The following is a 14,231-nucleotide window of genomic DNA, read 5'->3' on the forward strand; positions in this document are numbered from 1 at the left end:
TAATATTGATTAGTAATTTTATTTTTTTGGTATAAAAAACTCATCATAATATCTTACTGCTGTTCCCTCACTCAAATCAAATTCGATTTCTTTATTAAATAAAAGTAAGTTAATAATATATTCGATTTCTTTGTATCCAAATAAAGAACGTATATATGTAGTACCTGAATGACGAGAATTAATCTCAAATATCTTAGGCAATCCATTTTTATCTAATCTTAATTGAAAATTACATGCTCCAAAAGGTTTAAGACACTCAGTAACCTCTTTTAAATATGTAGTTATTATATCGGGAAAATCATTCATATAGTGGGATATAAATGTATTTCCCTCTTTTAGGCTTCGTCGTAAAACAATAATTTTCTTTAATTCATTATTTAAATAAATAGTCCCGCATGTAAATTCATCAACATCGTTTCCAACACATTCTTGAATAACTGGACTAGTTACTTCATCTATTATTTTTAATAACTGATTTTTATCTTTAATCTTATGGACACCAACGCTTCTTGCTCCCTTCCTAGGTTTAATTATTACTGGATAGTTTAAATTATCATAATCTACCTCCTCAGGCAAATAAGATTCAGGATGTAGAAGACCATTCTTCTTTAAGAATTCATATGTTAAGTATTTATCGTCAGCTATTTCAACAACTTCTGCTGAACTAACCATAATAACAGCTCCTGTTTGTTTCTCAATATCTTCTTTATACTTTGCAAAAATCGGTAATTCAAAATCAACACCTACAAATAGAATTTTGATATCTCTATCAATAATTACTTTAATAATAATATCTAGCCATTCTTGATGTGTTACCTCAGGTTTTAATATATCAGGCAAAATATATTCCTCATTTATCCAAAAACTCCCAACAGTATCTTTAAAATAATCAAATCCAATAATATTTATTTTATCATTTAAATCCGATCGCTGTATTGACTTAATGACAGCTTGTCCGATTAAGCTTCCAATTCCGGTAACTGCAATGTTTATTTTATTTTTCATAATGAAAAGTTTCTTTTTGATAATATGTATTCAATACAAATCTGAGGATAGTTTTTGACTTGCATTTCTTTAATTAATTTATCAGCAGAGAATGTTTTTCTAATTAAATCTACTAAATCCTTTTCAGTATCCCAAACAACATAATTTATCTCGTCAATGTTTACTCTGTTTTGGCCAACACTTCCAACGTTAACCAAACGATAATTTTCAATCATTTTACTGAACATCCGATGGGAATGTCCTATAAAAAAATTACTGTTTATTTCTATATCAGTATCTGGGAATATATAACTTTTATTTAAGGTATGTGTGAATTGAGAATCACCAAAAGAAAAATTTTCAATGTAAGTACTTATTTTTTCTTTTCTTTTAAATAAAGGATAACATTGTTCAAAAAAAGTTTTAGCAATTAGGTTTTCTCCAGGATAAATCCCTGAAATGAAAGCTTCCTCATGGTTTCCAATTATTAGAATTTTTTTCTCTACTGTATCTAATAAATCCACACATTCGTTACTCCAAGGCCCATAATTAACTACGTCACCTAATGATACGATTAAATCTACTGTTTTCTCTTGTTTAAGTACATATTCTAAGGATGGTAAATTTCCATGAACATCACTTATTATCAATATTCTCATTTAATCGATCTAATACTACTTGGTATATTAACTATTCTTTCCTCTAAAAAAACAGCATTCCTTTGTTCATCTTTTTGACAATGGGAATACATTGGTAAACGAAACATTAATTGCCATATAGGCCTCGTCATCACATTTCTACTATTTGTTTCTTTTAAGAACAAATCACGTTCATTTTTATCCGATAATTCCACACACATTAACCAATAATTACTTTTTGTATTAGGAGTTTCAGTTCTAAAGTTGATTCCATTGGTTAAGAAAAAAGTTTTATATTCAAGAGCCAAACTTCTTTTTTCATCTAAAAAAACATCTAGTTGTTCTAATTGTGCACAAGCTAAAGCAGCATTCAAATTAGGCATTCTGAAGTTATACCCTATCTCATCATGAACATATTCATAAGGATGTGGGATTTTTGCGGTTGTTGTAAGATACTTCCCTTTTTCTCCTAAATTCAAATCATTTGTAACAATTGCTCCACCACCTCCACATGTAACAATTTTATTCCCATTAAATGAAAAAGCTCCTAACTTACCAAAACTACCCGTTGGTTTTCCTTTATATTGACTTCCTAAGGATTCAGCTGCATCTTCTAACACAGGTATTTTCCATGCACTACAAACAGCAATTAATTCGTCTAGATGAACAGGAAATCCAAAAGTATGCATTGGCAAACAAGCACTTATCTTCCTTTTAGTTTTTTTATTATAACATCCATCCTCACGTAAGTCTCCGAATTCTTCCAAAAAAACAGCAACAGCTTTAGGAGATAATCCCATTGTATCTAAATCAACATCTAAGAATACTGGAATTGCATTTTGATATGAGACAGCATTTGCTGTAGCTACAAAAGTTAAAGCTTGGGTTAAAACTTCATCTCCCGCTTCCACACCAATCAAGCGTAAAGCTACTTGAATTGCAGAAGTGCCATTTACAACTGCAACAGCTTTTTGCGTTTGAGTTATATTTTGCATTTGTACTTCAAATTGGTCGACATACGCTCCAACAGAAGATACAAAAGTAGAATCTATTGTTTCTAATAAATATTTTTTTTCATTACCACCAAAATATGGTACGTGAAGAGGTATTAAACTTTCAGTTTTATATTGTTCTTTTATAAAAGATATGGCTGAATTTATAGCACTCATAATTACATTTTTGAATCTAAATATTTGCCTGTCTCTTTATGTCCAAAGTTAGGAATCATCGCATGAAACATCTCAACAATTTCCTCTTTCTCCCATTTTTTATCAGCTTTCATTTTATTGATTCGAGCTGTAAAAATATCCAATTTAGAATTGTCAAAATTAGCCTCGTTTTTGATAACTCCTAAATTTTCAAAATGCTCCATATCTAAAATCTCATTAGCTGTAAAAAACTCTTCAAAATCTTTTTCCCCTGTAGTATCACTTTCAGTAAATAAACAAGGCCATTTTTTTTGCTTGATTAAATCGTCAACATTATTCCTTGCTTCAGCTTCTGTTTTACACAAAAAAGGTTCATAACCTATTTCCTCTAAGAACTTAACAGCAATATCAGCAAAAGAAATTAAATGCAGACTTTCGTTTAACTTGGGAAAAAATACATCTCTATTTTCTCCAAAAATACACGACATTAAACAAAGCTCACCAGACTCTTTTGGTGTCACAAAATATCGCTTAACATCATTTGGAGCAACAATTGGCTGCCTTTTTTGAATCCGTTGATTAAATCCGTGCAATAGTGATCCATCTGAAAAAGCAACATTAGCAAAACGAGCAGTTGAAATTTTAATCTGCTGGCTTCTCCGCATCAAATACATCTCCATAATTCTCTTGGATGCCCCCATCATGTTCACTGGATTTGCAGCCTTATCTGTTGAAACACAAAAATATTTTTTAACACCATTCTCGATTGATTGTTGTAATGTTTTATCAGTATTAAAAACATTTACATCTATCATTCTCATTAACGTAAAAGGATCTTTTTCACTTCTTACATGTTTTAATGCAGATAGATTTAATACAAAATCATATTTTCCGTCGGATTTTATGAAAGCATCATATTCTATTGACCCAATATCCAAAGCAAAAGTCTGAAAATCTCCATCAATATATCCATACGAACTTCTTAAATCACGGACCAATTCTACCATATTGTTTTCACTAATATCAACAATATGCAATTTTGCTGGATTACGCTTAAAAATTTCTTTAGTTACTGCCTGGCCTATTGATCCCGCACCACCTATCACCAAAAAAGAAGAACTATTGACAATAGAACACAATTCATTTTCGTAAGTTGAAATATCTTTTTCAAATATCTCTTCTTCTCTTCCTATTAGTTTTAGAATGTTCATTTATTTAATTAATTATAATATTGATTTTATTGCATCATAGATTTGAACAATCGTCTAGCTATTAAAAAAAAAACAATTAAAAAGCCACCTAAAAAACCACCTAAAATTAGTCCTTTTGCTTTACCAAAACGTTCTTTAAAAAGTGGTAAAATAGGTTTATCAATAACTTGAATCAATGGAGTTTCTTTTCTCAAAGTAACTTTTGCCAGTTCTGATTGTTTTACTAACTCTGTTAATATGGCAGTGTTTGCTTGTACATCTACTTGTCTTCTAGCGGATGGTGTTCTTCGAACGTTTAAAGCTGGATTTAAATTAAATGTGTTATCATTAGCAATAGCAACTCCCGTAATTGCACCGTTAAGTTCTCCTCTAATTGAGTCCACCTGATGTTCTAAAACAGCCATATTCATTCTAGCTTTTTTACTTTTAGTATCTATATAGAAATCTGAGACTTGCTTAGCTAAAGCTTCACAAAAATATTTTGCGAACAATTCATTTGTAGAATGAACATCAATATTTATTATTGAAATCTTTTTGTCTTTCTGGGCAACAGATAACGCACCTTGATATAAATTCTGATACATCATCCCCATTATACTATCTTGTTCTCTGGTAAATGTTTTTCTATTATCATTTGGCAGAAATTTGACAGAAGGAAATTTTGGATTATTACGCCAGTTATTGTTCTGAATATACATTTCTGCCAAAGAAATCACTTTTCCATTTACACTTACTGGAGATAATAATGTTTTCTCCACCATTGATCTCGATTTAAACAATTCAGTCAAATTTGAGCCAGTGAATATTCCACCGCCATTTCCTCCTAAATCTAACCCAAATGAACTAGCTAAGCCTAATGCTCCGCCAATACCTCCACCACCTTTTTCATCTTCTAAAGCAAACGTCAATGTAGCGGTATAAATAGGTTTTTTAACAAATGAATATGTTAAACCTAAAATAGCTCCAACTATCCCAACTAATACTATAATTTTCCATTGAGAAAGCAAATAGTAATACCATTCTATTGCTTTTTGCACTAATTCTTTTAACGAGATTTCATCGTTATCAATAGCTTTATCTTTCATCAAAAATATTTATTTAAACGCTGTAACAATTAACAATGCTAAACTAGAAATTACACTACCAATACCAACCCATTCTCCCGTGCTCATCTTTTTCCTATCTGGTTTTTCTGGAACAACAATTTGAGAATCAGGCTCTACTTTTGGATAAGATCTAAAAAACAAAAAAGATCCTGTTACAGCAGCCTTACCATTTGGATAAATTATATAAGCTTTTCTTTTCCACCCTTTATTATCAACACCTCCCACAGAATTTATATAATATTTAAATCCTTTCCCGCTTCTATATGGAATCTCAGAAGTTAACAAAACATTACCTGTAACTTTTACTCCTTCATTGTATACTGCCACTTCAATCTCATCTCCCGGAAATAATGTAACATTTGAATAATGATTTTTGTCTTTTACAATTTTCTCCCAATTAACTGGAATTGTAGCAAATTTTAATTCATCTCTTAACTTTTTAGATAATTTAGAACTTAGGGTATCCTTATTTTTTACATCTAATTCTTTCCCGTCTTCACTAATTTGCTTTTTCTCAAGATTTAGATTAATACTTTCTAATTGTTCAATCTGTTCTTCTTTAATTGGCCTCTTTATCTTCATACCATCTAAATTAGCAATAGATGTAAGTCCACCAGCTCTCATTACGACATTATAAACAGTTTCTTTTTTATTTGCTAAAACATATTTACCTGGATAGGTAACTGCCCCACTTACTTTAACCATCTCAGGTTTTTCATAAACTGCCATTCTGCGAATATTAACAACATCGAATGGTTTTAGAACAAAATTTTTAATTTGTTCATTATTGTCCGCCGTAATTTCAAGTTCAACTAATTCTATTCGTTTTGGGTTAGCATCATCAATTTCATCTGACTTGACCATTCTGGCAATCTCAACTCTTTTAGAAGCTGAGCCAGTTAAACCACCAACTTGTACAACTAAATCATTCAAAGTTAAATTTTCAAAATACTCATACTCGCCAGGATTTTTAACTTCTCCATCAATTGTCACTTTATATTCTTCTCTAAAATCTAAAATAGAATAAACTGTTACAATATCTTCTCTTTTTAATTCTATATCAGCGCTTAAGTCTCCTGATAATGCTGCACTTAAATCTACATTTACAATTTCTGTAGTTAAATTTGTTTTTAATCGAATTATTCTTGCTCTTTTTGTATAAGCATCTTCTTTTAATCCCTCTGCTCTTGTAACAAGATCCGAAATACGCATTCCTTCACTATAAGAATAGTAATCAGGTCTAAAAACAGCACCTTCAATTTTAATTCTATTTTCGAATCGATTTAAAATTTTTGTGATTCTAAAAACATCCCCTGATTGTGGTTGATAAGTATTGTATTCACTTTCGTTTATATCATGTACTTTAAATTCTTTTCCTGTCTTTTGCAGTACATTTACTGAAGCTGTATAAGCAAATTCATTAAATCCTGAAGCAAAGTTTAATAAATCAGAGAATTTTTCTCCTTTTTTCATTTCAAAAATTCCAGGGCGTTTTACTTCTCCTTCAACTGTTACTCTTTGGCTATAAGCTGGAATTCTAATTACATCATTTTCTTTTAAACTAACGTTATCAGATTGATCTCCTTTAACTAGAAATTTATAGATATCAATGTTTCTATAAACTTTATTATTACGGATTAATTCAATATTTCTATAACTTCCGTTTTTACCCGGCCCGCCTGCTAAATGCAGAGCATTATATACTGTTGCCAAAGAAGAAATAGAATAGTTCCCAGGTTGCTTACCTCCAACGATCGTTACTTTTATTGTACGAATTTGACTTAAGCTAATACTAACTTGCGACTGTCCAGAGCGAACAGTACTATAAACTCTTGCAATAGCAGCTTTTATTTTTTGAGTTGCTGCTTCAATTGACATTCCTGATACAGCAATTTGACCAACGTAATCAATTGTAATTTTACCTTCAACACTAACTGGTATACTGGCATTGTATTCCTGAACGCCATATACACTTACCTGTAATTCGTCACCAGGCCCTAAAACATAGTTCATTGGTGTTGCTAACTTTAAATCTGGTTCAAAATTTAGTGTAGGATTGTCAAATAATTCTGAGCCGAAAATTAAGGCATTTACAGAATCTTTAACCTTTTCATTTTTGATTACTTCTTGTTTTCTTCCAGAATCCTTAGTTACTAATTTTGATTTATTGTCTTTTGAATCTCCTTTAGAATTTTTCTTTTCAAATTCATTAATTTTAATTCTAAGCTTATTATATTCCGTTTGGGTCATTCCTTTCGAAAGAGCCATAGGCTCAACTTGCTCAATAGTAGCATTATTACTTTTCAATTGAGCACTTATTTTAGCTAAATCATCATCAGATAAATAATCTACTTTTATTGTACTTAAATCTTTAGATTTAAGAATATCTTGCGCATGTGCATTGAAAGAGACTAAGAAAGTAAAAAACAGAATAAGAACGTATATTATTTTTTTCATGTGTATTTAATTTAATCTTAAAAATTAAGTTTAATTTAAAATTGTTTTTATAAATATTGTTTTTGATAGTATTCTTTATAAGATCCTGATGTCACATTTTGCAGCCAATCTTCATTATTAAGATACCAATTTATTGTTTTTTCTAAACCTTCTTCAAAAGTAACAGACGGTTTCCATCCTAGTTCTTTATTTATTTTTGAAGCATCAATTGCATATCGTAAATCGTGACCAGGTCTATCTTTAACATAAGTTATCAAATTTTGAGAAGCTCCATTTTCTCTTCCTAATTTCTGATCCATTATTTGACAAAGTAACTTTACTAAATCAATATTTTTCCATTCGTTAAAACCTCCAATATTATAAGTTTCATGATTTTTACCTTCATGAAAAACTAAATCAATGGCGATCGCATGATCTTCTACAAATAACCAATCTCGTGTATAATTTCCATCGCCATAAACAGGCAGAGGTTTGTTATTTATAATGTTATTTATAAACAGAGGAATTAATTTTTCAGGAAAATGATAGGATCCGTAATTGTTTGAACAGTTTGTCAAAACATAAGGTAATCCGTATGTTTCTCCATAAGCTCTAACAAAATGATCTGAACTCGCTTTCGATGCAGAATAAGGAGAATTTGGATCGTATGGCGTTGTCTCTGTAAATAACCCCTCTGCACCTAATGAGCCATAAACTTCATCTGTACTGATATGATAAAATCGCTTTGCTTCAAAATTTCCTTTCCATTGATTTTTTGCAGCATTTAACAAGTTCATTGTTCCTATAACATTTGTTTTAACAAATGCTAAAGGATCTTCAATAGAACGATCCACATGTGATTCTGCAGCTAAATGAAGGACGCTGTCAAAATTATGCTTAACAAACAATTCGTTTATAAATTCTTCATTTACAATATCTCCTTTTACAAAAGTATAATTTGATTTATTTTCAATATCTTTTATATTTTCTAGATTTCCAGCATATGTTAAAGCATCCAAATTATAGATTTGGTATTCCGGATATTTATTAACAAAACGTCTTACTACGTGAGAACCAATAAAACCAGCACCACCAGTTATTAAAATTTTTTTCATTTAAATTCCAATTAATTTAATAGATCCGAATTTTGTTTTTCCAATTCATTATATATATCCTTTACATCTTGTGAATTTTCTTTTTGTAAGATTAAATTGGCTGTATCAGTATGTACGAATATAGTATTTTTTAGTCCCAAAAAAGTAGTATGACTATCACACCCTATTACCATATTTCCATTTGCATCAATTGGATGTCCTTTTGAAACTAAATACTCGTAAACAGATTCAAAAGAGCCTAAATCCGACCAAGAAAACGAAGCAGGAACTACTTTAATTTTTTTACTTCGCTCCATTACTGCATAATCAATACTGATCGAAGGAATTTGCATTGATAAATCCAAATCTAAGAATCCCTCTTTCGATGCTTCCCAAACTTCTTTAGATTTTTCATAAACATCTGGCTGAAACTGCTTTAACTCTTCTAAAAGAACGCCTGCTTTAAAACAAAACATACCGCTGTTCCATAAAAAGTTACCTCTCGCAATAAATTCTTTTGCAGTAGTTTCATTCGGTTTTTCACGAAATGATATTACTTTATCACCTTTTGACTCAATATAGCCATATCCTGTTTCAGGTTTGGTTGGGATAATTCCAAATGTTACGATATAACCTTCTTTAGCTTTTAAAACCGCTTCTTGGATAGCATTATTATAATCATCCATTTTATCAATAATATGATCTGAAGGAGTTATAATTAAAATATCATCAGGATTAGATGCAAAGGCAGCAAATGCAATTGCTGCCGCGGTATTTCTAGGTGTAGCTTCTACAATATTTAAATAAGCAGTTTTAGTTTTATCCATCACTTTTCCGCTCAAGTGATGATTATCTACGTTCCCTACCACCATTACTTTATCTGCTAAATGACTATTACGTTCAACGGTCATTTCAAATAATGATTTATTTTCAAATATCTCTAAATATTGTTTTGGCTGACTTTTACGAGAAAGAGGCCATAACCTGCTTCCTACACCTCCTGTTAAAATTACATGTATAATTGAATTATTATTTTCCATTTTATTTAAAATAAAAAAAAGGATTTTTAAATCCTACAGCCTATTATCAGCCACAGCACCTAAAACTCCTTTTACATCATATAACAAACTATTTTCTTTTTGCAATTCTGAAAAATTTAATTTTAAAAATTCGTTATGTGCTACTCCTAAAACTATAGCATCAAATTTTTCTATTGGCAAAGAATTTATAGTTTCTAGTTTGTACTCTTTTTTAACCTCTTCAACATTGGCTAAAGGATCATAAATTGTAACTACTATTCCGTATTCTTTTAATGCTTTTATTACATCAACAATCTTAGTGTTTCTTACGTCCGGACAGTTCTCTTTAAATGTAATTCCAAGCATTAATAAAGTGGCTCCATTAACTGAAACCCCTTTTTTAATCATTAACTTCACGATTTGCGAAGCTACATATTCTCCCATACTGTCATTCAGACGTCTTCCTGCCAGAATTATTTCGGGATGGTATCCGAATTCCTGTGCTCTTTGTGCTAAATAATATGGATCTACACCTATGCAGTGTCCGCCTACAAGACCTGGCTTAAATGGGAGGAAATTCCATTTTGTAGCAGCAGCAGTTAAAACCTCCTGCGTATCGATATTCATTAAATTGAAAATCTTAGCTAATTCATTTACAAAAGCAATATTGATGTCTCGCTGAGAATTCTCAATTACTTTTGCAGCCTCGGCTACTTTTATTGATGGAGCTAAATGTGTGCCGGCAATTATAACTGATTTGTATAATGCATCTACTTTTAAACCTATTTCAGGGGTGGAACCAGAAGTAACTTTTAGAATTTTTTCTACAGTATGTTCCTTATCTCCAGGATTTATTCTTTCGGGTGAATATCCTGCAAAAAAATCTTCATTAAATTTTAAACCCGAAACTTTTTCCAGAACCGGAACACATTGTTCTTCCGTAACACCAGGATAAACCGTTGATTCATAAATTACGATATCACCTTTTTTAAGTATTTTACCAACTGATTCGCTGGATTTATATAAAGGCGTTAAATCAGGGCGATTATTTTTATCAACTGGAGTTGGAACTGTTATTATGAAATAATTACAGTCTGCAATTTCTTCAAGTTTATTTGTGCAGTACAAGCCAATTTCAGTACTCTGATTATTAACCAACACTGCTTTTAAAGTCTCAGAATCAATTTCTAAAGTTGAATCAATTCCCGAATTTAAGCTTTTAACTCTTGTTTCATTTATGTCAAATCCAACAACTTGATATTTTGTAGCGAATAATCTTGCTAAAGGCAAACCAACATAACCTAAACCAATAACAGCTATTTTTATGTTTTGTTCCAATTTCATTACTTTTTTATAATTTCACTCATTACAACTCACGGCTTCGCCCTTCTGAGTCACAAACCTTTGCCTCAGATGCCTTAAAATCATTTTCGGCAAATATAACATATTCACATTACTTAATCAATACGGTTTCCCGTATTACTAAAAAAGAAATCGTATTAAATTTTCCTTAAAAAAACAAACAACTCTTAATCAGCGAATAAAGATTTTATTTACAAATAAAAAGAGAGTATAAAGCATTAAACAATGATTAAACTCTCTTTCTATTTAATATGTTTCCTTTTTAGAAACGCATTTATTTATATTTTATTTTCAATACACAGCCTAATGATTCAAGTACTAAAATATAATGCGTATTTGATACCTCCTGCACTATTGCATTTTGATTACTAAATGCTCCTGTTTCTAGTTTTATTCTATCACCTACTTGAATTTGAGTTACCGAAACGTCTACTATATTTGAAGCGCTTAGACTGTTCTTTATATTAGCTATTTCTTCATCTCTCACAATTGCAGGTTTCCCTAACCAAAACAAATATCGCACAACACCTGCAATCTCAAACACCGAATTTCGATCTGAATCTGGTAACTGCACAAAAACATAGGAGTTAAAAAGTGGCACTTCAACTTTTTTCTTTCTATCAGACCATTCTTTAATTTGAGTAATTAATGGACAATAGCACTCAATTCCTATTTGAGTGAGTTTTTCAGCTACTTTTTTTTCCCATTTCGGTTTTGTATAAACTACATACCAATTCATAATTTTTGCTTATCTTGAAAATAAAACTTTTTAATCGCCCTTTGCAATCTATTCATTTTCATATTTAAATTTTATCTTCTTTCAACTGCCCGAATTACGAACCTATTCCGTTGTAAACAAATCCAATTGACTGCAATTCTTTTGCATTCAAAATATTTCTACCATCGAAAATAAAAGCAGGTTTATGCATTGACTGATAAATCTTTTGCCAATCATAAGTAGTAAACTCATCCCATTCTGTTAAAACTGCTACTGCATGAGATCCTTTACAAGCTTCATACGCATTATCGAATATCGTAAGTGCTTTAGCATTTTCTTCCGCAGATCTTGTTTCTAAATAATCTAAATCGCTCAGCATTTTATTTCTTGAAACTTTCGGATCATAGACAGAAATTTTTGCTTGTTCGTTAATTAAATCATCGGCCACGTAAATTGCTGCAGACTCTCTGGTGTCGTTGGTATCTTTTTTGAATGCCCAGCCTAAGAAAGTAATTTTTTTATCAGCTACTGTATTATATAATGTCTGAACAATTTTATTAGAAAATCTTCTTTTTTGATGATCATTCATAATAATAACTTGTTCCCAATAATCTGCAACTTCATTTAATCCATACGATTTTGCAATGTAAACTAAATTTAGAATGTCTTTTTGAAAACATGAACCTCCAAAACCAACAGAAGCTTTTAAGAATTTTGGTCCAATTCTGCTATCCATTCCAATTGCTCTTGCCACTTCATTTACGTCAGCACCAGTTTTTTCGCAAAGTTCAGACATCGCATTAATTGAAGAAATACGCTGCGCCAAAAATGCATTAGCAGTTAACTTCGACAACTCTGATGACCAAACATTTGTTGTTAGAATTTTATCTTTGTTTACCCAGTTTGCATAAACATCAACCAAAGCATTAATTGCAGCTTCACCTTCTGGAGTGGAATCCCCCCCTATTAAGATTCGGTCTGGATTTAATAAATCTGTAACTGCAGTTCCTTCTGCCAAAAATTCAGGATTCGATAAAATTTGGAACTGAACTCCATTTCCTGTATTGTCTAATATACTTTTAATTGCCTCGGCAGTTCTAACTGGTAAAGTAGATTTTTCCACAACAATTTTATTTTGTTTTGCAACTTTTGCAATTTGTCTGGCACATAATTCGATGTATTTTAAATCAGCAGCCATCCCTTTTCCTTTACCATAAGTTTTGGTTGGAGTATTTACCGATATAAAAATAACTTGGGCTTCGTCAATTGCTTTTTCAACTTCTGTTGAAAAAAATAAATTTCTTCCTCTTGCCTCTGCTACAATTTCTGAAAGTCCAGGCTCATAAATAGGAATATTATCAGTATTTGGATCGTTCCAATCTTTAATTCTTTGTTCGTTCAAGTCTACAACCGTAACTTGAATATGTGGACATTTTTGAGCAATTACTGCCATTGTTGGACCTCCAACGTAACCAGCACCAATGCAGCAAATTTTTGTAATTTCCATTTACTATCTTATTATCTTATTTTTATTTCAAATTATTCCAATACCAGCTTACCGCTTCTTTTAGTCCTTCTTGTAACGAATATTTCGGATTATATTCCAACAGTTTTTTCGCTTTTTCTATACTTGCTAATGAATGAGGAATATCCCCCGCTCTGTTTTCGCCATAGACAACTTCTACCTTTGCAATTTCCGGATTAAACTCGGATAAGTATTCTTTTAAATACTTTACTAAATCATTTAATGTATTTCTATCTCCAAAAGCAGTGTTATAAACCGTATTAACAGCCTCTTTACTATCAGTTGTCATTGCCAAATCATTCATCTGAATTACATTATCGATATATGTAAAATCACGTGAATAATTTCCATCGCCATTAATTATAGGACTTTCGAGATTCATTAATTGTCTAACAAATTTCGGAATAACAGCTGCATAAGCGCCATCTGGATCTTGTTTTCTTCCAAAAACATTAAAATATCGTAATCCAATAGTTTCTAATCCGTAGGTTCTGCTAAAAATCTCAGCATACAATTCATTTACATACTTTGTAATTGCATAAGGCGACAAAGGTTTACCAATCACCTCTTCTACTTTTGGCAATCCCTCAGAATCTCCATAGGTAGATGAACTCGCAGCATAAATAAAGCGTTTTACTTTTGCATCTCGAGAAGCAACCAGCATATTTAAAAATCCTGAAACATTTACTTCGTTTGTCGTTATTGGATCATTTATAGATCTTGGAACTGATCCCAAGGCTGCTTGATGCAAAACATAATCTACTCCTTGAACAGCATTATTACAATCTTGAATGCTTCGAATATCTCCTTCAATTAATCTGAAATTAGGATTTTCAATAAAATCTTTCAAATTATGACGATGTCCTGTAGAAAAGTTATCTAAACAAATCACTTTATGTCCTAATCCTAAAAAATATTCCGATAAATTCGAACCAATAAATCCTGCTCCTCCAGTAATTAATATTGTATTTTGAATTGAAGTTTCCATTT

At 31.1% G+C, this 14,231-nt stretch carries 12 protein-coding genes; all 12 read right to left on the bottom strand.

The features are described 5' to 3' along the window. Positions 1-18: 18 nt before the first annotated feature. The 12 genes from AC1RRQ_RS20190 to AC1RRQ_RS20245 all read right to left on the bottom strand — a co-directional run bounded on the left by AC1RRQ_RS20190 (position 19) and on the right by AC1RRQ_RS20245 (position 14,229). Positions 19-1,005 (bottom strand): ATP-grasp domain-containing protein, encoded by a 987-nt coding sequence (locus AC1RRQ_RS20190; RefSeq protein ID WP_493024801.1) that lies wholly within the window; start codon positions 1,003-1,005, stop codon positions 19-21. Then, positions 1,002-1,643, bottom strand: coding sequence for a metallophosphoesterase family protein (locus tag AC1RRQ_RS20195; RefSeq protein WP_493024802.1), 642 nt, complete (start codon positions 1,641-1,643; stop codon positions 1,002-1,004). The genes AC1RRQ_RS20190 and AC1RRQ_RS20195 overlap by 4 nt, the downstream gene beginning before the upstream one ends. Then, positions 1,640-2,791, bottom strand: a complete 1,152-nt coding sequence (locus AC1RRQ_RS20200) for a LegC family aminotransferase (RefSeq protein ID WP_493024803.1) — start codon at positions 2,789-2,791, stop codon at positions 1,640-1,642. The genes AC1RRQ_RS20195 and AC1RRQ_RS20200 overlap by 4 nt, the downstream gene beginning before the upstream one ends. A gap of 2 nt (positions 2,792-2,793) precedes the next feature. Then, positions 2,794-3,981: a UDP-N-acetylglucosamine 4,6-dehydratase gene (locus AC1RRQ_RS20205; protein ID WP_493024804.1), complete on the bottom strand. Its 1,188-nt coding sequence runs from the start codon at positions 3,979-3,981 to the stop codon at positions 2,794-2,796. Between the two features lie 26 nt (positions 3,982-4,007). Next, positions 4,008-5,066, bottom strand: a complete 1,059-nt coding sequence (locus AC1RRQ_RS20210; RefSeq protein WP_493024805.1) for a Wzz/FepE/Etk N-terminal domain-containing protein — start codon at positions 5,064-5,066, stop codon at positions 4,008-4,010. Between the two features lie 9 nt (positions 5,067-5,075). Beyond that, on the bottom strand, positions 5,076-7,544 hold the full coding sequence (locus tag AC1RRQ_RS20215; RefSeq protein ID WP_493024806.1) for an SLBB domain-containing protein: 2,469 nt from the start codon (positions 7,542-7,544) through the stop codon (positions 5,076-5,078). A gap of 47 nt (positions 7,545-7,591) precedes the next feature. Then, positions 7,592-8,638 carry a dTDP-glucose 4,6-dehydratase gene (gene rfbB / locus AC1RRQ_RS20220; RefSeq protein WP_493024807.1) on the bottom strand — a complete coding sequence of 349 codons (1,047 nt, stop codon included), beginning with the start codon at positions 8,636-8,638 and terminating at the stop codon, positions 7,592-7,594. An 11-nt stretch (positions 8,639-8,649) separates the two neighbouring features. Beyond that, entirely contained in the window at positions 8,650-9,657 is a 1,008-nt protein-coding gene (locus tag AC1RRQ_RS20225; RefSeq protein WP_493024808.1) for a mannose-1-phosphate guanylyltransferase, read from the bottom strand. 33 nt (positions 9,658-9,690) lie between these two features. Further along, positions 9,691-10,980: a nucleotide sugar dehydrogenase gene (locus AC1RRQ_RS20230; protein ID WP_493024809.1), complete on the bottom strand. Its 1,290-nt coding sequence runs from the start codon at positions 10,978-10,980 to the stop codon at positions 9,691-9,693. A gap of 292 nt (positions 10,981-11,272) precedes the next feature. Continuing rightward, entirely contained in the window at positions 11,273-11,737 is a 465-nt protein-coding gene (locus AC1RRQ_RS20235) for a UpxY family transcription antiterminator (RefSeq protein ID WP_493024810.1), read from the bottom strand. 94 nt (positions 11,738-11,831) lie between these two features. Next, positions 11,832-13,223 carry a UDP-glucose 6-dehydrogenase gene (locus AC1RRQ_RS20240; RefSeq protein WP_493024811.1) on the bottom strand — a complete coding sequence of 464 codons (1,392 nt, stop codon included), beginning with the start codon at positions 13,221-13,223 and terminating at the stop codon, positions 11,832-11,834. 22 nt (positions 13,224-13,245) lie between these two features. Further along, on the bottom strand, positions 13,246-14,229 hold the full coding sequence (locus AC1RRQ_RS20245; RefSeq protein ID WP_493024812.1) for an SDR family oxidoreductase: 984 nt from the start codon (positions 14,227-14,229) through the stop codon (positions 13,246-13,248). Between the last annotated feature and the right edge of the window lie 2 nt (positions 14,230-14,231).

The sequence above is a fragment of the Flavobacterium sp. GW821-FHT12A05 genome (genome assembly GCF_058807735.1).